The 20,626-nt window shown below is 41.1% G+C and carries 22 protein-coding genes, 3 tRNA genes and 1 pseudogene; 10 read left to right on the top strand and 16 right to left on the bottom strand.

Features of this window, described 5'->3' with window-relative positions; genetic code table 11:
* Positions 1-457: 457 nt before the first annotated feature.
* The 7 genes from VZ94_RS32855 to csrA all read right to left on the bottom strand — a co-directional run bounded on the left by VZ94_RS32855 (position 458) and on the right by csrA (position 2,432).
* Positions 458-655: a YgaP-like transmembrane domain gene (locus VZ94_RS32855; protein ID WP_045780146.1), complete on the bottom strand. Its 198-nt coding sequence runs from the start codon at positions 653-655 to the stop codon at positions 458-460.
* Between the two features lie 109 nt (positions 656-764).
* Positions 765-980, bottom strand: coding sequence for a TIGR02450 family Trp-rich protein (locus tag VZ94_RS17110; protein ID WP_045780145.1), 216 nt, complete (start codon positions 978-980; stop codon positions 765-767).
* A gap of 2 nt (positions 981-982) precedes the next feature.
* Positions 983-1,366, bottom strand: coding sequence for a thiol-disulfide oxidoreductase DCC family protein (locus VZ94_RS17105; RefSeq protein ID WP_045780144.1), 384 nt, complete (start codon positions 1,364-1,366; stop codon positions 983-985).
* A gap of 540 nt (positions 1,367-1,906) precedes the next feature.
* Positions 1,907-1,982 (bottom strand) — tRNA-Asn (locus tag VZ94_RS17100).
* Positions 1,983-2,001: 19 nt separating this feature from the next.
* Positions 2,002-2,078: transfer RNA gene (locus VZ94_RS17095), tRNA-Arg, on the bottom strand.
* 62 nt (positions 2,079-2,140) lie between these two features.
* Positions 2,141-2,232: transfer RNA gene (locus VZ94_RS17090), tRNA-Ser, on the bottom strand.
* Between the two features lie 8 nt (positions 2,233-2,240).
* Positions 2,241-2,432, bottom strand: coding sequence for a carbon storage regulator CsrA (gene csrA, locus VZ94_RS17085; protein WP_045780143.1), 192 nt, complete (start codon positions 2,430-2,432; stop codon positions 2,241-2,243).
* A gap of 370 nt (positions 2,433-2,802) precedes the next feature.
* On the opposite strand from csrA, the gene VZ94_RS23585 reads away from it, so the two are divergent.
* Positions 2,803-3,558 (top strand): SAM-dependent methyltransferase, encoded by a 756-nt coding sequence (locus VZ94_RS23585; protein WP_052700691.1) that lies wholly within the window; start codon positions 2,803-2,805, stop codon positions 3,556-3,558.
* A 3-nt stretch (positions 3,559-3,561) separates the two neighbouring features.
* Here VZ94_RS23585 and VZ94_RS32435 read toward each other — a convergent pair.
* Positions 3,562-5,005: pseudogene (locus tag VZ94_RS32435) on the bottom strand (sigma-54 dependent transcriptional regulator).
* 213 nt (positions 5,006-5,218) lie between these two features.
* On the opposite strand from VZ94_RS32435, the gene VZ94_RS23580 reads away from it, so the two are divergent.
* On the top strand, positions 5,219-6,241 hold the full coding sequence (locus tag VZ94_RS23580) for a flagellar hook-length control protein FliK (protein ID WP_052700690.1): 1,023 nt from the start codon (positions 5,219-5,221) through the stop codon (positions 6,239-6,241).
* A 303-nt stretch (positions 6,242-6,544) separates the two neighbouring features.
* Here VZ94_RS23580 and VZ94_RS17065 read toward each other — a convergent pair whose 3' ends face one another.
* From VZ94_RS17065 to VZ94_RS17050, 4 genes are all read right to left on the bottom strand, one after another.
* Positions 6,545-7,423, bottom strand: coding sequence for a GGDEF domain-containing protein (locus tag VZ94_RS17065; protein WP_239650033.1), 879 nt, complete (start codon positions 7,421-7,423; stop codon positions 6,545-6,547).
* A gap of 177 nt (positions 7,424-7,600) precedes the next feature.
* Entirely contained in the window at positions 7,601-8,965 is a 1,365-nt protein-coding gene (purB, locus tag VZ94_RS17060) for an adenylosuccinate lyase (RefSeq protein ID WP_045780142.1), read from the bottom strand.
* Positions 8,966-9,153: 188 nt separating this feature from the next.
* Positions 9,154-9,480 (bottom strand): hypothetical protein, encoded by a 327-nt coding sequence (locus VZ94_RS17055; protein ID WP_045780141.1) that lies wholly within the window; start codon positions 9,478-9,480, stop codon positions 9,154-9,156.
* A gap of 65 nt (positions 9,481-9,545) precedes the next feature.
* Positions 9,546-10,235: a rhomboid family intramembrane serine protease gene (locus tag VZ94_RS17050; RefSeq protein ID WP_045780140.1), complete on the bottom strand. Its 690-nt coding sequence runs from the start codon at positions 10,233-10,235 to the stop codon at positions 9,546-9,548.
* A 371-nt stretch (positions 10,236-10,606) separates the two neighbouring features.
* Between VZ94_RS17050 and VZ94_RS17045 the strand changes: the two genes are divergently transcribed.
* The 4 genes from VZ94_RS17045 (at position 10,607) to VZ94_RS17030 (ending at position 15,021) form a co-directional block, all read left to right on the top strand.
* Positions 10,607-11,917 (top strand): DUF11 domain-containing protein, encoded by a 1,311-nt coding sequence (locus VZ94_RS17045; protein ID WP_045780139.1) that lies wholly within the window; start codon positions 10,607-10,609, stop codon positions 11,915-11,917.
* 234 nt (positions 11,918-12,151) lie between these two features.
* Complete coding sequence (locus VZ94_RS17040; RefSeq protein WP_045780138.1) at positions 12,152-13,462, top strand: DEAD/DEAH box helicase; 1,311 nt, start codon at positions 12,152-12,154, stop codon at positions 13,460-13,462.
* Between the two features lie 210 nt (positions 13,463-13,672).
* Positions 13,673-14,284: a response regulator gene (locus VZ94_RS17035; RefSeq protein WP_052700689.1), complete on the top strand. Its 612-nt coding sequence runs from the start codon at positions 13,673-13,675 to the stop codon at positions 14,282-14,284.
* 203 nt (positions 14,285-14,487) lie between these two features.
* Positions 14,488-15,021, top strand: coding sequence for a hypothetical protein (locus VZ94_RS17030; protein ID WP_131655609.1), 534 nt, complete (start codon positions 14,488-14,490; stop codon positions 15,019-15,021).
* Between the two features lie 19 nt (positions 15,022-15,040).
* On the opposite strand, the gene VZ94_RS17025 is transcribed toward VZ94_RS17030, so the two are convergent.
* Together VZ94_RS17025 and VZ94_RS17020 are read right to left on the bottom strand one after the other, a co-directional pair.
* Positions 15,041-15,373, bottom strand: coding sequence for a DUF1820 family protein (locus VZ94_RS17025; protein ID WP_045780136.1), 333 nt, complete (start codon positions 15,371-15,373; stop codon positions 15,041-15,043).
* Between the two features lie 44 nt (positions 15,374-15,417).
* On the bottom strand, positions 15,418-15,897 hold the full coding sequence (locus tag VZ94_RS17020; RefSeq protein ID WP_045780135.1) for an NUDIX hydrolase: 480 nt from the start codon (positions 15,895-15,897) through the stop codon (positions 15,418-15,420).
* 70 nt (positions 15,898-15,967) lie between these two features.
* On the opposite strand from VZ94_RS17020, the gene VZ94_RS17015 reads away from it, so the two are divergent.
* The 4 genes from VZ94_RS17015 to VZ94_RS17000 all read left to right on the top strand — a co-directional run bounded on the left by VZ94_RS17015 (position 15,968) and on the right by VZ94_RS17000 (position 18,440).
* On the top strand, positions 15,968-16,528 hold the full coding sequence (locus tag VZ94_RS17015) for a c-type cytochrome (RefSeq protein ID WP_045780134.1): 561 nt from the start codon (positions 15,968-15,970) through the stop codon (positions 16,526-16,528).
* Positions 16,529-16,992: 464 nt separating this feature from the next.
* Entirely contained in the window at positions 16,993-17,316 is a 324-nt protein-coding gene (locus VZ94_RS17010; RefSeq protein ID WP_045780133.1) for a rhodanese-like domain-containing protein, read from the top strand.
* Positions 17,300-17,725, top strand: a complete 426-nt coding sequence (locus tag VZ94_RS17005; RefSeq protein WP_045780132.1) for an ankyrin repeat domain-containing protein — start codon at positions 17,300-17,302, stop codon at positions 17,723-17,725. The genes VZ94_RS17010 and VZ94_RS17005 overlap by 17 nt, the downstream gene beginning before the upstream one ends.
* A gap of 1 nt (position 17,726) precedes the next feature.
* Positions 17,727-18,440 (top strand): dinitrogenase iron-molybdenum cofactor biosynthesis protein, encoded by a 714-nt coding sequence (locus VZ94_RS17000; RefSeq protein WP_045780131.1) that lies wholly within the window; start codon positions 17,727-17,729, stop codon positions 18,438-18,440.
* Positions 18,441-18,446: 6 nt separating this feature from the next.
* Here VZ94_RS17000 and VZ94_RS16995 read toward each other — a convergent pair whose 3' ends face one another.
* Positions 18,447-19,643 carry a methyl-accepting chemotaxis protein gene (locus VZ94_RS16995; protein ID WP_082081767.1) on the bottom strand — a complete coding sequence of 399 codons (1,197 nt, stop codon included), beginning with the start codon at positions 19,641-19,643 and terminating at the stop codon, positions 18,447-18,449.
* 37 nt (positions 19,644-19,680) lie between these two features.
* Positions 19,681-20,415 carry an MCP four helix bundle domain-containing protein gene (locus VZ94_RS16990; protein ID WP_052700687.1) on the bottom strand — a complete coding sequence of 245 codons (735 nt, stop codon included), beginning with the start codon at positions 20,413-20,415 and terminating at the stop codon, positions 19,681-19,683.
* Between the last annotated feature and the right edge of the window lie 211 nt (positions 20,416-20,626).

Here is a 20,626-nt window from a genome sequence, read left to right as displayed (position 1 = left end):
AAAGCCTGTATGGCTAAAGGGGATAATGATTGTGTATTCAAGCTAAGCTGAGACAACGATTTTTGCTATCAGAATTTTGAGTTTGTTTAGACTCGAAAAAAGTTTAGGCAATAAAAAGGCTTAGACTTTTTTAGCCATCAGCGTATTAGTTAACCTTTAGATTGCCGAAAAGTAACTGATGCCTTTTATTACTCAACACGGGAAGCGGTTGTCAGTATTATTTAGAACCTTCCGTCTTAATAAATAGCGCAATCTTGTCGGTCAATCTGATTTCTTAAGGCCACTGGAGCTTGATGGCTATGTTAGAAATAGCAGTTCTCCGGAGAGACCACAGTATCTTTCAAGGCTAATTCTTGCTAACCAGTGTTTGGCATAGAATAGGGCTGTTAATCTTCTTATAGGGTGCTACATTAAAATGTAATTTTTGGCTTCGCGAGGTTTTAAACATGAGAGGTAGTCATTTATTTTTTTTCAGGGGGCAGCTATTTTTGCCTATGAGTTGATATAAAGCGCACCATCCGGCCCATGCTTCATAAAAGGTAAAAAGTGAAAAACCAAGTGCTATCCAGCTTCCTTGCCAATACGCGTAAGCCAGGAGCAGTATGGCTAGTATGAGGCGTATAAGTCGGTCTGTTTTGCCAATATTTCGGTTCATTTATCTATCTCAGTGAGGCCAATGCCTAATTTGTAAGTGACTGTAAAGGCTATGAAGTTTAAGAAATGACATTATTCATCGGTAGTCGTGCTTAGTATTTTAGCGAGCATTACCGCCAACCCATCAACCAATAGGATGTGTCTTTAAGCGCCTGCCAATCCAGTTCGTAAAGATTATTGTTAATCACCGCTTCCAACTCGCAAGCGATAATCACTTCGTTTTCTGAACGAATCAGTTTGGTAACCATAAAGTGACGTTCTTTTTGCTTGGGTGCAACGGCTGTCCATTTTGAATGTAGTAGTTTCTTGGGGTTTATTTGATTCATGGTTACTCATCTTTTAGCTGAACTTTTCCGGTAAGTGGCAAACGATAGCGGGCAAAAATACGGTAGCAAAATTCCATTAGCAGCAACAGACCCGGAACATTCTCTATAATTGGAGCAATGCGCCGGTAATAAGGCAGTTGCTTCCAGACCTGTAAAAACCCCAGCACACCGGATTGCAGCTGTTGATGCTCATCGATAACATACATGCGCTCCATGGCCTGTTTGTAAGTCAAGCCCGCTGTTGCCAAGGCAGTTTTGTCCTGGGTAAAATCGACCCAATTAACATTACCTGTTTTATCAAGTTTTTTCATCGCGTTGATTTCAATAGTGCAGATTGGGCAGTCGCCATCATGGAAACAAGTGATTTTGGGTTTAGCTGCTGTCATTTAATCATCCTGAGTGTTAACTAAACGCGACCAAAGTCCGATTGGGTTTTAGTCTACCATTCTACAGTGTGCCTTGATAACTCAAGTTTGCAATATCCTTTCCCTTGTAAACAAAGGATTGTTTCTGTTATTAACTTAACTCGATAGTTTTAAGTTCTCCAGTAACTCATTGAAACAGCAAAGACTTAATGAAATGGCGGATATTGCTGCAATTTATTGATATTCAAAGAATCAACTAGAGAACTTACAATTGTCGACTATTTAAGCAGATGGATTAAAAATCCATCATCATTCAGTCCGAAAGCGCTTAAACCGTCAAAACTGATGAGGGCAATAATCCTGAGTTTCGTCAGTGGCAGGCACGATCTTCATATCGTCCTGAAACTTAACTTGATTATTCTTGGATATTGATGATTTTGAATTGTTGGCATCATAAGCTTGATTTAGCCCTATCGGGCTAGATGCCTCTCTCGCCCCCAGTATAAGACCGGTAAGCAGGCAAAAAAAAGGGCCTGCATCGCTGCAAGCCCTTCATTTACTTGGCTCCCTTGGACGGGCTCGAACCGCCGACCTAGTGATTAACAGTCACCCGCTCTACCGACTGAGCTACAAGGGAATAAACTGGTTGTTGAATTTGGCGCGCCCGGAGAGATTCGAACTCCCGACCGATCGGTTCGTAGCCGATTACTCTATCCAGCTGAGCTACGGGCGCCTTGTTGAGCTGGCTATTATCTATGTTATTGGATTATGTGTCAATAACAATTTTTGTTTAATTGGCGGAGAGAGAGGGATTCGAACCCTCGATGGGCTTTTGGCCCATACTCCCTTAGCAGGGGAGCGCCTTCGGCCTGCTCGGCCATCTCTCCAAAAAACTTTATCTATCAGAATCAGATGATTCTGCTTGTTCCTTTTTTATTCTTTCGTAAATTTCTTCCCTGTGAACTGAAACGTCTTTGGGGGCGTTAACCCCTATCCGTACTTGATTTCCTTTGACTCCAAGAACAGTAACCGTTACCTCGTCACCTATCATTAATGTTTCTCCTACTCGACGAGTCAATATAAGCATGGCATCTCCCTAATGTATATTAAAAACTCACTGTTCTTAAACAGCATCCAACTTACCGAGCTTAATGATAACAGCTTTTTGGGTTAATAAAAACTAAAACCCTTGTTTTGATGTTGAATGTCAAATAGAAATTAGTTTAATATCAATGGCTAACATATTAAATGTTTCTTCAATATGCCATTGTGCTAAACTAAAGACAGTATTCTAACTTATTCTGGAGGAATTGTTAACACTTTAGCGTTGAATTTGCCGATGTTTGGTTGTTTATACAACGAATTTGTATGAGTCGTTGTATTATTAGTTAGCTGTTGATTATACGCTGTACGGAATACTTTAATTTAATATTCAGTTAGATACGTTAGGATTTAAAATGAAACATTTAGATGATAGTCAAATTGATGAGCTTTGGAAAAGTTATAAATATTTATGGCAAGGATATAACAATAATGAAAAAATCCGGTGCATGAATGTTGGATATTGGGATGAATATACGTTAACGATAAAACAGGCGAATGAAAATTTGTATTGTATGTTCGCTAAGCATTTAGGTTTAATGGAGCTAGCAGAGGATGCAAGTTTTTTAGATGTAGGCTTTGGTTACGGCTATCAATTAGTTTATTGGCAGCAAGCACTAGGTGTTCGTGCTAAGATTTTCGGGCGTAATATCGACCAGTATCAAGTTGATTATGCAAGAAATTTATTAACCGAATTGGGTTGTTCTGGCATTGAATTAAGTCATGGGATGGCCGAAGAGCTGCCTTACTCTGATGCTCAGTTTGAGCGTGTCGCGGCAATCGAATGTGTTTTTCATATGGAAAGTCATCGATTTTTTGACCAGGCTTACCGGGTATTGAAAAAAGGTGGAAAGTTAGCTTATTCAACGATTGATTTTGCTAGTTCGTTGGATAATAAGCGCATGGATGATTTGGTTAATGATTTAAGACTGAGGAATGATTTTCCGTTATTAGGCGAGCATCACGTTAACAATAGCTGTGAAAGTGATATTGCGTATTTGAAAAACTTAGGTTTTGATGTTCAAGTAATTGATTTTTCTGAGCATCAGGTCGATTTGTTTCCCGATGGTGACAATAAGAAAAGCTTATTTGTGATTGCTGAAAAGCGCTAACAATTAGCGTTGTAATTCGTATTTGCGCAGTTTTTCGACTAATGTTGTTCTACGCATGTGTAAGCGTTTAGCGGCGTGGGCGACAACACCGTTGCATTCTTCTAGCGCTTGCCTGATTAAATCAATTTCCATAATGTTAAGGTATTCTTTTAAGTCGATTCCTTGTGCGGGAAGTTGAACTAAACGACTGCTGTCCGCTGGGGGCATTGTGAATAAGTGTTCTGTGAGCTCAGATAATTCAGCATCAGCGTTATTATCATCTGTGTCTTCTAAAACAAGTAGCTCATCTGTTGTTGCATAGCGTTGAAACTTTTCAGGTAAATCGGCCACATCGACTAAGCCTTTAGGGTACATAATGGCTAAGCGTTCAATCAGGTTGGCGAGTTCACGGATATTGCCAGGCCAGTCGTGTCGCATTAACACGGTTAATGCGGCCTCGGTGAGTTGTATGTGACCCCGTTGATTGGCTTTTAGTCGTTCGGATAAATCGGTAACTAAGAGTGGAATGTCTTCTTTGCGCGTGCGTAAAGCTGGCATATCAATTGGAAAAAACGTTTAGTCGGTAAAATAAATCTTCACGGAAGCGATTTTCTTGTATTTCGTGCTCTAAGGCTCTATGCGTAGCGGCAACAATTCTTACATCACAATGCTGGGTTTTGTTGCTGCCTACGCGCTCATAAGTCCGCTCCTGTAATACTCGCAACAACTTGACTTGCATAGCCATAGGCATATCGCCTATTTCATCTAAGAATAATGTACCACCCTCGGCCATCTCAAATCGGCCTTGTCTTGATGTTAATGCGCCTGTAAATGCGCCTTTTTCATGACCGAATAATTCACTTTCTAATAATTCTGCAGGGATTGCACCACAATTAATGGGTACAAAAAGTTTGTGGCGTCGATTTGATAACTCGTGCAATGCTCGGGCGACAACTTCTTTTCCTGTACCAGATTCTCCAAGGATAAGCACGGTGGCATCAGACGATGCGACTTGTTCGACTAATTTGCGCACGGTTGCGATAGCTGGGCTTTTGCCTTGTAATCGTTCAGTAGGAAGAGTGCGTAAGTCTGACGCTTTAGGCGTTTTTAGTTCCGAATTTGCTTCTGTCGCGAGTAATGGTTTTATCAGTTTAGAGAGTTCTGATAGCGTGACCGGCCAGGCCAAGTATTGGTATGGTTTATGCTGAGACGAATCCGTACTGGGCGCAACAGAGGCATCTTGTAAAACAATTACAGGTAGAGTCGTTATTGCATCTATGCCGCCGGAGCGCTGTATAAGCTCTTCGCCAATTAATAGTAAAGCAGCGTTTGAAAAATTAGCCGGGTTGTCAATAAGTTGGCTGACTGTTGTTGTGGCAACTTGAAATTCCATAAACTGCAAAATAATTTCAAGTTGTTGAATTCTCGTAGGGTTATTATCTACCAACAAAATACGCGGCAAAGACATATTCTCGCTCAGTATGTAATAAATTCAATGGCTTAAGCTATTTTGCAAGAAAGGCTTGGTTAATAGCTCAAGTGCGATAAGATTATTTATGTGCCGTGGCATAGCCTGCATTATAAACAATCTGCGTCAAAATCCCAGCACAGGGTTTATAGAGTGAGTTGTGTGTTTGAATCGTGTGAGCGGTTGTCTGTTTGTTCATAATGGGGAAGGGGTATGAATATTGAAAATGTAAATTTATTAGCAAAGAGCCATGAGGCCCGTTCTAAGCGTTCGGATAGTTCAACTCAAGAACCGTTTTCGGATACGCTGAAAAATCAATTAGATTATGCCAAAAATGCTAAAATTAGCAAAAATGATATTAAGACGACTAGTGATACGGATGATACTGAAACATCTGTAAGCTCAGCAGACACTGATGACGATGCCAGTGCGACTGCTGATGAGGCATTGCTAGAAATGCTACCCTTGCCTATACCGCTCTGTGATACCCCAGGTAAGCTAAGTTCATTACAAGGTGGGATGCAGACGGCTAATGTTGCTAGTTCGTTAGGCTTATTAAATCAACGTAATGGCATAGAATCTAAGCAAGTCGGCGATGACCAGGCGTTGTCGTCTTTTATGTCCGATTTTGCTAAAAACTTGACGCTAGATGATGAGTTTAAACCTATGCCAGAGCTATCTAGTATTAGCTCAGGTACGGCATTATCAGATGTCTTCGATGCGACTAGTGCTAAGGGATTGGCAGAGGAGATAAGTACGCCACAGTTATCGAGCGCTACGTTATCGCTGACACCAGCGCCAGAAACCTTAGCGGTGACTAAACCGCTAACCGCTCCGGATTGGGATAAGCAATTAGCTGAACAAATGGTTTGGATGACACAAAAAGGCATAGATAGCGCTGAGATTACATTAAATCCTGAGCATTTAGGCCCTGTATCGATTCGCGTTGATGTTGAAAACGATCAAACGTCCATTCAATTCACCACGCCTCATGCGGCTGTCAAAGAAGCTTTAGAAGCCTCTTTGCCGAAATTAAAAGAGATATTTGCGGGACAACAGCTTAATCTAGTAGATGTCAATATCTTGTCAGATGCAGGTTCTCAGCAGGCTAATACCAGTGATAGACAACAAGAATATTCTGCACCAGCATTTAATGGTGTCGATGCTGAGCCAGAGGAAGACGCTGTAGTGGTTAAACGTTTAGCGGATGTTCGCTTGCTGAATACTTATGCCTGATAGTCGTTACTGATTCTTCGGCGGTAGATTATAGACTCACTGCCATTAAGTTAAGAGATAAATGTTAATAATCAATAATTTATAGTTATTTCGGATTTGCGATAGCGTAACCCAACGCTTATCGCTCCCATCTTGTCGGGTTACGCTATCGCTAACCCGACTACGGAAGGATATTTCACAAAATACAAGTCATTGACTATTTTGTTATATTTATTAACTTAATGGCAGTGAGGTTATAGAGTAGGCTTATAGGCCTACTCTACAGGATTGAGTGTTAAGTGCGGAAGGTAAGGGGGGGTTAAGCTAACACAATGGTGTTTCTGCCTTGTTCTTTTGCTTGATACATGGCATGGTCGGCGCGTTTGACAAACTGGGTTTCACAGTCATCATTACGCAGCTCGTGACGCCAAAGCTCGCAGTCACTTTAAATACTTGCATATCATGAGCTAAGCATTGTGATTCTATAGCGAGTCTGAGTCTTTCCGCCAATGCATTGGCGCCTTCTGCATCCGTGTTGCTTAGAATCAAGACAAATTCTTCGCCGCCAAATCTAAACATCATATCGCAGGTGCGCAGGTTTTCTTTTACCTTGCTGGCAACGGACTTTAGCGCGAAATCACCGCATTCATGTCCATAGTCATCATTAATCGCTTTAAAGTGGTCTAAATCCATAAAAATTAATGATAATTCTTTACCGTGACGCCGGGCTAGATGTATTTCACGTTGCAAAATATCGTTGAAAGCCGCCCGATTGTTGGTTTGGGTAAGCGTATCGGTATAAGCCAATTTTATGGCGCTGTTGTATAAGCTGGCATTGCGTAGCGGGTAAATCAAGCAGCATAACAGTGTTTCTAATAATTCTATTTCAGCATCGCTAAAGCGAGTGTTACGCATAAGTGTTAATTCACCTAAGCTTTGTTGCTCGATTTTCAACTTATACGCGATGGAATGTTTGGTGAATACACCGTGTTCTAAGGTGATGTGGAATTCTTCATTGTGATACAAATAAGCGCTATGCGGAATCATTGTAGCGATTTTTGAGCTAAAAATTGTAATTAACTCATTGAAATCTAGGCTAGTTTGCAGAGCGCTACTCATATCATAATGATGTAAGTTAACAACTTTATTGGCAGCTAAAGTATTATTACTAATCACTGCTAAATTGGTGGATTGTTTTTGCATGGCTGTTACCTCATGGTTTGGCGCTGTTTAAGGCCATGCAAGCTAAATTCGTGCCATCAATTGTTAGTTATTATTTATCAATAAGTTAGTTAGTTTCTGCAAGGTAGGACAGTATTTTGACAGTTTGCTTGTGACAAAAAACCGGCATGTTGAGTGTCGGTTTTTTGTTCAGGTGTGTTAAAGCGATTGTGTCAGTTTTTCGGCATAGCCGGTATAAGTATGCGGCGTTAATGTGAGCAGTGCGGTTTTGGCGTGTGCTGGAATTTCTAGGCTTTCAATAAACGCGCTTAATTGCTCTTGCGTGATGCGTTGACCACGGGTTAAGGCTTTTAGCTTTTCGTAAGGTTGCTCAATACCATATCGGCGCATAACGGTTTGAATCGGTTCGGCCAAGACTTCCCAATTACTGTCTAGGTCGGCATTTAAGGCGTCTTGGTTAATTTCCAATTTGGACAAACCTTTTAAGTGCGCTTGCAAGGCAATTTCAGTATGTGCGATACCGACGCCAATATTGCGTAATACGGTAGAGTCGGTTAAATCGCGTTGCCAACGGGAAATCGGCAGTTTTTCGGCCAAAAAGCCTAACAGTGCGTTAGCCAGTCCTAAATTGCCTTCAGCATTTTCAAAATCGATTGGATTGACTTTGTGCGGCATAGTCGATGAGCCAATTTCACCGGCAATGGTTTTTTGTTTAAAGAAACCTAATGAAATATAACCCCAAATATCTCGGTTAAAATCGATTAAGATGGTGTTAAAACGCATTAGCGCATGAAAATATTCGGCAATATAATCATGAGGCTCGATTTGTATCGTGTAAGGATTAAAGGTTAAGCCTAAGGATTCAACGACGTTTTGAGCAAAGCTTGGCCAATCGACATCCGGATAAGCAATGGTATGGGCGTTGTAATTTCCGACAGCGCCGTTAATTTTACCGAGTAGAGCCACAGCATTAAATTGCTGTTGCTGTCTAATCAGTCTTGCTGCGACATTCGCAAATTCTTTTCCTACGGTGGTCGGTGTTGCTGGTTGGCCGTGGGTACGCGATAGCATGGGTATTGCTGCAAGCTGTTGTGCCTGTCTGCTTATCGTGTCGATGACGCTTTGCATACGTTGTGCAAGCAGTTCACGCCCGGCTTTTAACATGAGGGCATACGATAAGTTGTTTATATCTTCTGATGTGCAGGCAAAGTGAATAAATTCACTGACGTTTGCTAATTCTGCGCAATCGGCGATTTTTTCTTTTAGCCAATATTCAATGGCTTTTACATCGTGATTGGTGGTTTTTTCTATGATTTTGACGCGTTCGGCATCATGCACGGAGAAATGGGCTAGTAAATCATCTAATCGGGTTAAGGCATGTTCACTAAAGGGCGGTACTTCAATAATGGCAGGATGAGCGGCTAGCGCTTTTAACCAATGAATTTCTATCAAAACTCGATAACGAATTAAGCCATATTCGCTAAAAATTGCTCGTAAGTCGGTTATTTTTTCGGCGTAACGACCGTCTATGGGTGAAACTGCGGTAAGACTGGATAAAATCATGACAGTATGGACAGTGGAAGGTAAAGAATAAGCGGATTATTAAGCAGAAACAACGACAAGGCTGTTATCAAGTATAAGCCAAAATCAGCGAGTGGGAATGTGATTAGGCGGTAATCTGAAAAGATTTAAGACGAATAAATGATAGGCTGGTTGTTGAGTCAAGGTGCAAAACACCTTGACTCACTAGGTTAGCCTTTAACTGCGGTAACAATTTCGTTAAATGCTTCAACGCGAGCTTTGCCGGTTTTGACTAAATCAACGCCCGTATCAATCACCATTTTGCACAGCTCAGGTGTTTTATAAACGATTAAACACAAGTAACCTACGACTGGAATAGCAATCAGTGCGCTGACTAAACCGTGAATACCCACAGCGGTAAATAATTTTGATAACAATGCGATAGCATCTAATGGTAACAACACCATAGCGCCAAAATACGCAGTAACGATAAACGTAAATAACACAAATACGACAAACTGAAGTAGCCTGATTAAGGCAATATTAACTTTTTTCATGCGTGTGATCCGATGTTTGGGGCCTTTTTAAAGCGGCGAATTATAAACCTAAAATCGGATTACTTTTAATTTTCTTGCCAGTTTTCCTTTAAGAATAAGCGATACAGTAAACAGCCAGCGATAAAGCCCCCTAAATGCGCCCACCACGCGACATCGGCTTGTACATTGGATAGAAAAACCGTGCTGGTCGCATTATCCAGTTGTAGCAAAACCCACACGCCTAAAAATGCAATCGCCGGGACATGCACCACGATAGGTAAGAAAAATAACGGCACCCATAAAATAACGCGCTCTAATGGGTATAAAAAGAAGTAAGCTGCTAAAACACCGGCAATCGCGCCTGAAGCACCGACAACAGGTATGGTTAACAATGGATCGAAATACCATTGTAACAGTGTCGCAGCTATACCACAGGTTAAGTAATACGCTAAAAAACGCCAGTGCCCCATGCGGTCTTCAACATTATCGGCAAAAATCCAAATAAACCACATGTTCATTAGCAAATGCCACCAACTCGCGTGTAAAAACAAATTGCTAACAAAAGAAAAATAACCGTCAAAGTCTAAGCCGTTATAACTTTGCCAGCCATGAGCATAACGCAACGGAACCATGCCATATTGGTTGATGATTTGATAGCTAATAGCATCGGGCAGCAAAAATGTCATGACGATAAAAATGATGCTGCATAAGGCAATAATACTCCAGCTAACATAAGGTGTTGAATAACAAGGAGCGGTGTCTCTTATTGGAATCATGTAGGTGACTCTGAAAACATAATGAAAGATATGAGTTTGTTGTAAGCTTAACAGTTAAAAGCGCAATAGCAATAATTCTGTCATGTTTGTCTTATTTGGATTGTTACCAACGTGAGGCGGGACAGAGGATTCAAAGTGCATAACGCCAGGGATGGCGGTTAGTAGAGCAACGCAGGAACAGTTGCCGAGGACACTGTGAATAAATCCCTGTAGGTTTGGCGGCACTCTGAATTAAAGTGTGTAGCTAATAGTTAGGTATCACTGTTGAGAGCGATGACAGAGGGTCGTTGGGTAATTTGCACTTTTGATGAGTATTGACGCCGTGTATAGTTATTTTTTCTAATTTTTCAGTTTTGACTTTTGGATTTGTTATGAAATTGATTAAAAGCTTATTTGGTAATTACTTAGTGTATTTTTTATGGCTATTTGTGAGTCAAACGGCCTGTTCAAATGAAGGGAATTTGAGCGTTCTGCTTAAACCTTCGTCTGCCCTAGTTGCAGCTAATAGCAAACTCGTTTACTTCGTTAAAGTTAACAATCTAGGTAACAGTGATGTTACAAATGTAGTAGTAAAAAGCCAGTTACCCATCGCTGCTCAATTTAAAAGCGCATCCCCACTATGCCGTTTTAACACGGAACAAGATAAAACCGCGAAGCAACTAACGTGTAAAATTGAAAAAATATCTGAAAATCAATCAGTTGATTTTTCTATCACCGTGCAAACACCCGTAGAGCCTCAACGGTTAGACGCTAAAGTGACGGTTAAATTTAACGGCGCTGATATACAACCGCGTAATAACGTAGTTCGTGTCCAAACAAAAATGCTTGCAAATGACATGACCGCTCAGACATTAGAAGACAGTCTGAACACCTTGCAAACAGCACGTTTATTGCCGCAAGCGTATATTGAGATGGCGGTTAAATCGGTATTAATTGCAAGCCGGCTAAATCGTGGGCAATTGACGATGACCGGAACGCTAACACAAAACAAAACAGGCGCATTCGCATATTCAGCCCAACCTTCAAATGTTTTACGCTTGTTATTAACTCGTGGCGAGCAGATAAAATTTAATTTTCGAGAATTAAATGGCGAACTGTTCAGTGATGTTGAAGCCTTTATACGGAATCCCTACGTTATTGATTTTACCGTGCAAGGTAATGAAGCGGCTGATTCGGTAGCGCTCAACATTTCATCTCAGCCCGATCAACAAAATCAAACACGGCAACTACACCGAGTTAGCGGTAATTCTTTAATCCAACAAGTGCCTTGGAACATAGAGCTTACTATACAAAGTCGAATATTGTCAGCGGTGGACGGCTCAATTGCTGAATTAGATAATGAACAATTAATCGATGGCGAATTATCTGCACCGACCTTAGGGTTGCTAATATCTGAAAATCGCTATAGCCGTTTTCATTTAGTCAATACGGTGGAGAATATTCATGAAGAGTTTGATAGTTTGATTACTTTAAATAATAAAGAATATCGCTTGCAGGGGGCGATTTTTATGGCATTCAAGAATGCCCGCCCCGTCGATACTGACCAATGGACGATACAAGGCAATTTAACAGAGGGTAATACTGTACTCAGTAATATTACATTATCAAATGATTTAACCGGGATAGCGGCGGTAGTTACGATAGATGGCGAGGAGATACCTCTTATTGATTATCGATTTTGAACTGCAAAATGTTAAAGTTAATCATTGTTTATCAATTGGTTAGAGAAGGTGAGTTTCAAGTTCTATAGTGTTTATTTAATTTTATGGCGATAGTGTACCTAAGCTAAATCGGTATACGTGACTCTTCATGGCTTATTGCTTTGCCTAGACAGAGAAATTTCTATTGCTGTTTACTAGTCATAATGGCTAGACAGCGCTTAGAATACATACCCTATTTGTTAAACTAAACCCATCATGACTGAGATTTCATCTGAATCAACTACCCACTTTTGCGATTTTACTCTTGACGACGAGCTAGTAAGTGCATTAACCCAATTAGGTTTTCATCAGCCTACTGCGGTGCAACAACAAACAATTCCCGCCGCTTTAGCAGGGAAGGATTTATTAGTGAGTGCAGAAACGGGAAGCGGTAAGACCTTGGCCTATTTGCTGCCATTATTGCAACATGTGCTATTTCAGCAGTCTCATGCAGCGATTGGTGCCGTTGTTTTAGTGCCTACGCGAGAATTGGCGCAACAAATTCATCAGCAGTGTGAGGCGCTGGCAAAGTTTATCGCATTCAGTGCCGTATTGATTTCAGGTGGCGAAGACTATACTAAACAAGTGAGTTGGTTACGGCGCAATCTTTCGTTAGTTATTGCCACGCCAGGGCGTATGCTGGATTTGCTAACTCACGGCCATGCCGATTTTAGCGGAGTAACATGCTTAGTGCTGGATGAGGCTGACCGCATGTTAGATATGGGGTTTCAGAATGAGGTAATCGCTATTGCTGATTATTGCTCATCGCAAAAGCAAACATTATTGTTTTCAGCGACGTTAAGCCATTATGCGGTGATTAAAATCGCTGATCAATTACTGCGAAACCAACAAGTCATCGCGCTGAATCGGTTACAGGATGGCCATAGTAACATTCAGCAATACATGATACTGGCTGACGACACGGCCCATAAAGTTCAGTTAACTGCTTGGTTGCTACGAAATGAGTCTTTTCACAAAGCTTTAGTTTTTACCAATACGCGTGCTAAAGCGATTGAGTTAGAGGGGCTATTACGAGCACAGCAGTTAAGAGTCTGTTTACTGCATGGTGAAATGGAGGCTAGGGATAGACTGCGGGTGATGAACTTATATCAGCAAGACGTGGTTAATGTGTTGATTAGCACCGACTTAGCTGCGCGAGGTTTGGATATTAAAGGTATTCAATTAGTGATTAATTTTGATGTGCCAAGAAGTGCTGTTGCCTATATTCATCGCATAGGACGCACAGGTCGGGCTGATGAGTTAGGCGTTGCGGTAATGTTGGTGCAACATATCGAATGGAATGTGATGGCCGGTATTCGTCGCTATTTGAAACAAACCTTTGCTCTGCGAAGTATCGATGGGCTAATAGCTCGTTATCAAGGGCCGAAAAAAATAAAAGCATCGGGCAAAGCCGTTAGCAGCAAGAAAAAGGTGATTGCCGAGAAAAAAGTTAAACCTGAAAAAACCAAAATTCGCGATAGAGATAAAAAAAATATAGGTAAGCGTCGCAAGCCCAGCGAGGGGTGAGCAAGAAAGTCTGTTATTTATTTAACATATTGTTTTATAATGGGTATGAGTAAAAATCACTAGGGTAAGTCGTGTAGTTTGTGGAATAATCAAGTTGGCTGTCTAAAAAATCAGCATTAGTTTTTTAGTTGCATAATTCTATTAAGTAAATGTAGTGTGAAAAGCTTATATTAATGGCAAAAGTTGTCAAAATGAAAAGAGATAATAAAAATGAGTGATTGGGTTGGAACAAAAGAAGCTGCAAGTATTTTGAATGTTAGCCAGCGCACAATTCAAAAAWGAAAAAATCAAAAATGGATAGATGATGGCAAGATAATATCGAGTAAAACCTTGGGTGGACATCGACGAATCAAGCGTGAGCATTTAGTTAAGTTTCAGGAAAATGAGCAAGGGCATTACCCAGTTGTGCAAAAACCTGGTAACAGACCGTTGAACGTTGTACTGGTTGAAGATGATAAATTGACACAAAAGCTTTATGAGTTAAATTTTCAATCGTTTAGAACGCCTTATGACCTGCATGTCGCGAGCAGCGGTTACGAAGGTTTGAGATTAGTAGGAAAATATCAGCCCGATTTGTTGTTAACTGATTTGCGTATGCCAGGCATTGATGGCTTTGAAATGATAAAGGAAATGCAGGGTGCAACCGAGCTTAATCATTTAAGAATTGTGGTTATTACCGGAATGGAGCCTGAGGAAATATTTGAGCGCGGAGGTTTACCTGAAGCAATTACCGTATTGACTAAACCGGTTCAATTTGCAGTTTTAGATACTCTTTTTACGCAGCGGGCGATTGCATTAGGCTTGCTGACGCTAAACAAATAGCGTACTAGGATTAATATCACAAAAAATCCTATCATTTTGTGAGCAGTATCGCGGATTAAAGCCGCGTTTACTTTATATGGCTGGGTTAATAAACGTCATATTTAGCTGTTTTTGCATATTTAACCATTAAAGTAATAATATTGTGGTTATAAATTAGAAAAAATGGTATAAATAGAGCGTAATTATTTAATAAGGGTAGCTATATGAATCATTCATTTTTTCTCAAGCTCACAGATGTGGTATTGATTATCGATCATTCATACAACATTGTTTCATGTAATAGGGATGTTAAGGATTTATTCCATTTAGAAATGGATTGTAAATTTTCTGAAATTTTATCGTTGCTGCAGCAAGATTGGGAAAATGAAAATACTAAAACAGCCGTGTTAAGCAACCAATATCATGTCTTGATGATTCAGGTGTCTGGGTATTTTATCGTCATTATTCGTTTGCCTTATTCGTCGCCAGCTCATGCGCATAACAACTTGCAAGCGGAATCTTCGCGTGCGTTTATGCAAAGAAGACCCTTGAAAAAACCACGGTATAGAGTCAATCAATTGCTTAAAAGTCGTTTATCACATGGTATTCATCCCGATGAGCGGCGTTTTGACAGTGGTTATGAGGACAATCATAACGTGGCGTCTAGTGCCAACCATTATGAAAAGCAGTCTTATTTGTTAGAAAATTATTTAAAACAGCATCACGGAGTTAGGTCTTCAATGGATGTAAATTCGTAGTAATGCAGTTTGTACAGGTTTAGGGTTTATCAGGTATAAACAAGTTAGTAACGTTGCTTGAGTTGTCGCTGCTGTTTTTAGATAACGCAAGCATTTTGGCGGTGCCTTGTTGTTTGACTTCGTCAATCCGAATAATTTTATGTATAGGTACATAGGATTTATCCACACCGTTAAATTCGCGTTTTAGTTTTTCTTCACCTGGATCGACGACAATCGCGCTTTTTTCGCCAAATACGAAATCCTCTAGGACAACGAAACCGTAGATTTCGGCTTGATAAACGCTTTTGACGAATACTTCATAAATTTGATCTTGGTTGTAAAAAACCACTTTATATAATTTTTTGTCGGCCATTTTGTTTTGTTTTTCAAAGGATTAAGTTGTTTAATGAGGCCTTATTAAGGTGTTAGTATAAAGTCTGTACCTTGATGTTCACTATCGGCGAGTCCAAAAGCAGCTTGTGTATGATAACGCCAGGTTTTATCAATGATGGCTAATAATCCTGGCACTAAATCATATTCGTGAATAGACCGAATATCTATCCAACGCGCATCACTAACATCGCTATCGGCTTTAGGTTGGGTATTTTCACCGGTTAATACGGCGAAAAAATCGATAATGACATAATGGAAAGGTGGCATATTACGTTCAACAACCGCAACAATGTGTTTAACTTCAACGGATAATCCTGTTTCTTCGTAGACTTCGCGTTGACAGGCGGTAATGAGCGATTCTCCTGCTTCTTGTTTCCCACCCGGTATAGACCATAAACCGCAAGCCGGTGCTTTATTTCGCTTTATCAGCAATACATGCTGGTGTTCATTAAATATCACAGCGCTAACGCCAATAGCTGGTTGAGTAAAAGGGGTATTTTGCATGGTTTTAATCGAGTTTTAGTGCAGCTAACTGCTTAGACGGCTTGGTAAATCTCAAACGATGAGGTGGAGTATGAATTTCTCAAAATTAGTCATTTTAACGTTCATTGTTAATTTCTCATTGTCGCCTTTAATTAGCTATGCTGAAGAGACGCCGCCGTTGGTCTCGAACTGCTCAGGCTGTCATGGTGTTCAAGGTAAAAGCGCTAATCCAGAATTACCGAACTTGGCAGCACAACGAGTCAATTATATAACGAGTCAATTAAATGCGTTTAACTCGGGAGCAAGAAAGAATTCGGTGATGCAAGCAATAGCTGCGCAATTAAACGAGCAAAATATTGCCGAACTTGCTGGCTATTATGCCGGGTTAGCGCCTGTCTCGTCAGGCGCTGATCCGGCACTCGCTAAAGCGGGTGAGGGTAAAGCCGCTATGTGTTTAGGTTGTCACGGTTCACGCGCTCAAGGAAATAACCAGATTCCACGCTTAGCAGGACAGGCGCCAGGTTATTTAATCAAGCAATTGCAAAACTTTAAGTCAGGGTTTCGGCAAGGCGGTCCTATGCAAGCAATCAGTAGCAGCTTGTCAGACCAAGATATGGCTGAGATTAGCGCTTATTTAGGTTCTTTGCAGTAATACCGGTTTTGTTTCGCATATACTTTAAACGGTTAAGTTTTTCGGTTTTTAGGTAGGGTGCACTGTGCGCACCTTTTTGATTGATTTTTATGATGTTATAAAGGTTGTACAGCGACCCCTACCTATCTAAAAACCGAATGTGACCGTTTGAAGTATATTTTATGCTTATGCCGTTAGAGGGGCTTTTTTAAACCCTGTTGTCGTTTTTATGCCCGTCAATATGTCATTGTTGTGAAATTTTGGCTTAATATTTGCTTTACCTATTTCGCTACACATGTTTTTTCTCTTAAGTTAATTCCTTTGCGCCTTAGCAGTAAGGCGCTTTTTTTAGTTAATTTCTCGATTTAATAAAAATTTTTCAGAAAAAAAATGGTTGTTTAGCGATAAATCATAGATTTTCTCTATATGACAATAACGACAGACCTGTAAGATTATTGTCAGAAACGCGACATTGGTAAATGCTTATGAAAAAATTTCAAACGATTTCGGTTAACGAAGCCCAAACCATCATTACCGAAGCACAGCCTATGATTTTAGATTGTCGTGAGCTGAAAGATTATCGTCGCAGCCATATTGCCGGTGCATTACATGTGCATGAAGGTTTAAAAGAGTCGCTGGTCAAAAGCAAAAATAAGCAACAAGCTTTATTAATCTATTGTTATTACGGTCATGCTAGCGAGCATTTGGCCGAGTTTTTCTGTGATTTCGGCTTTGGCACTGTTTATAGCTTGGCAGGGGGTTATTCAAGTTGGCAAGAACAACAGGTGCTTAATGGACGCCGTTGTTAAAGATTGGTGGGCTGAGCAAGGTTCGGCGGATGAGCGTCAAGCGCTAATCGTAGCGTGTCGGCAAGGGCGTAGCGATATTGTGCAAGCGTTAGTGTCCAGTGGTGTGTCGTTAAGTGCTATTGATGCGTATGGTAATAATGCGTTATGGGCAGCGTGTTATTCCGAAAGTTTGGCTTGTATTCATAGTTTATTGGCGGCAGGCATTGATAAGGATTACCAAAATCCTGATACAGGCGCTACCGCTTTAATGTATGCGGCTTCTAGCGGTAAGGCAGAGGTTGTTGAGTGTTTGTTAGCTGCGGGTGCGGATTACTCACTCAAGTCCAAAGATGATTTTACTGCTTTGGATTTAGCTTCGACGCGAAAGATTCTCAAATTATTATCTTCTTTAGTCGTTTCAGGAGTTTGAAATGGATGCATTACCTCGTGACTTAGCTTTACGGATTGCGCTAGCAACGCGCATTTTACCGGGTATTGATTTACCTAAATTATTAGAAATTTTACATTCAAAGTTAGGCTCACCGTTAACGGATGAAAAGCTAAAATCAATTACCGTGACGCAATTGAAAACTGGTATAGGCAGTTTAGATGGTGAGGAAGATGGCGAGGATATAGGGATTGGTTTAGCTAATATTAAATTGGCTGTGCGTTATTTATGGGGTGAGGAAGAGCAAGACGAAGATTTGCCGGAAATTATGCCCTATCATGACGGAGACATGCCTGATTCCATCCGGGTTGCGATTGGCTCAAATAGCGGTGCGTTAGTTAATGGTCATTTTGGTTCGTGTATTCGCTTTTTAGTGTATCAATTATCCGAAACCGATTATCGCTTAATTGATATACGCTCAACCATTGAAGCCGATAGTGCCGAGGATAGGAATTTATTTCGCGCTAATTTGATAAAAGACTGTCATGTCTTATTTGTGCAATCCATAGGTGGCCCGGCGGCCGCTAAAGTCATTCGAGCCGATATTTATCCGATTAAAGTGCCAGATGTTATTGAAGCGAAGGAACAATTAATAGAATTTCAAAAAGTTTTTGCGGCCCCACCGCCTTGGTTTGCCAAAGCGCTAGGCCGCACACCGGAAGAAAGTGTGCGTTTTAGTCATGATGATGGCTGTTAATGCTGATTAATTGAACGTGATGCGCTGTTGTTGTCGTCTTGGCGATGAATGCTGTGTGTTTAACGTGAAAAATCCCATGAGTTGTTCCAATTGCTCGGTTTGAGCATTCATTTCTTCAGAGGTTGCCGCGAGCTGTTCGGTAGAAGATGCATTTAATTGTACTGATTGGTTGAGTTGAGTAATTGCTTGATTAATATGAGTTGCATCGTCGGTTTGTTGTTGCGAAGTGGATACGATTTCCTGAACGAGTTCTGATGTGGTTTTAATGCTGGTGATAATTTGCAACAATGCTTCACCAGCATTTTCTGACAGTCTTACGCTATCTATTGCTAAGCCACTGATTTCTTGTGCAGCGATGCGGCTGCGCTCGGCGAGTTTACGCACTTCATCGGCAACAACGGCAAAGCCTTTGCCTTGTGCGCCTGCTCTTGCGGCTTCAATATTGGCGTTTAATGCCAATAGGTTGGTCTGATAGGCGATGTCGTCAATGACACTAATTTTGTCGGCAATGCTTTTCATCGCAATCATGGTTTGTTGTACCGTTTGTCCACCATGCTCAGCGATTTCGGCGGCTTGTAATGCGGTTTCATCGGTTATTTTGGCGTTATGGGCATTGCGATTAATCGAAGCGAGCATTTTTTCTATGGTTAATGCGGTTTGTTCACTGCTAGCTGCTTGCTCGGTGGCGGACAGGCTTAACGCTTGCGCGGCAGAACTGACTTGGGCAGAGGCTTGAGCTAATTGGTCTGTTGCGCTATGCACCCCGCTAACAACTTCTGACAATATCGCACAGGTATTGTTGCCAGCATCGCCTAGTTGTTTAAAAACCCCTTTAACATCGCCTAATGCATGTTGAGATAACCGACCTTGCTCTAATGCGGTAAACACTGTCATTAACTCCTGAGCAGTTTGTTCGAGCTGGGCAACGGTGGAGTTGCTGGCAATTTTTATAGCGTTAAACGCCCCCTGGTAATCGGTATGGATAGTTTTAGTTAAATCGCCTTGGGCAAGCGCATTTAGAACCTGTTGAATATCGGTTAATCCTGCTTCCGTCGTGGTCATTAATTGATTAATGCCATCGCTTAATGCAACTTGAAATCCCGACATGCCCGTGTTATCGATACGGATACTGAAGTTGCCTCGGTTAGCTTCGCTAACTACATTATCCAGTTGATGCACAATGCTGCGCAATTTTTCCATCATTTCTGCTATGGCAACTAGTAGTGTCCCTGTTTCATCCCTACGCGTAAATTGCTATCTCAAAATTCAAATCGCCCCTAGCCATGCGGTTAGCAAAGCCGACAACTTGCGTTAAAGGTGTAACGATTGAACCGATAAGCCATAAGCCGGCGCTAAGTCCTATTATTAAGCTTACGATAAGTGTAGCAACAGCCAACGTTTGGAGTAAGTCGTATAACGCTTGAGCATTGTTGTATTCTTGTTGTGCAACCGTTAACTGTAAATCGATTAATTCAGCAATTTTATCGCTAATAGGGTCAACAACTTGGTATAGCGGGCCATCGAATTCTTCGAGTTGTTTGGGTATATAACCTGATTTTGCCGATAAGAATTGTTGTAAGTGCAATATGGGCTGTTTTGCTCGTATAAAGCGGCTCGACACTTCATTTGCCAGCTTGGTCTCGGTCGTGGTTAAACGTGTTTTTAAATAAGCCTCCCATAGGGTTGTGATGCGTTTAACCGCATTATCGACACGCGCACTCGCCTCCTCAGCCGTAAAAATACCCGCATTGGTTTTGTTGACGGCATCGATAATGTCAACCGCATAAGCATCTGCAATTTGCTTTAACTGTTTTAGCGGCACCACTCTGTCTTGGTAAACAGTTGCTAGGCCTAGATTGCTTTGCTTTATGCCATACCAGCCCATGCCGCCAATGACTAATTGCAAAATACACAGTAAAAATACTAACCCTAATAATCGTGTTTTTATGCTTAAGTGGCCTAGCAATCGAGTCATTTTCTTTTCCGTGTTTGAATGAATTAAAGTTTTTGATGGCGTCTGTTTATAGCTCGCCCAATTTGAGAACCGTAGTTCGTCTCCGGGTCGTCATCTCGGCATGGATTGCCAAGAACACAGGGGGACTTGAAGAGCGCCATCCATGGCACTGGATTCCGGCAATCCATGCCGGAATGACGGGTATGTAAAACTATGGTTTTCTGATTGGTCG

It is taken from the genome of Methylocucumis oryzae (genome assembly GCF_000963695.1).
GTDB lineage: Bacteria > Pseudomonadota > Gammaproteobacteria > Methylococcales > Methylomonadaceae > Methylovulum > Methylovulum oryzae.
This window is presented reverse-complemented; position numbering and strand designations above follow the sequence as displayed.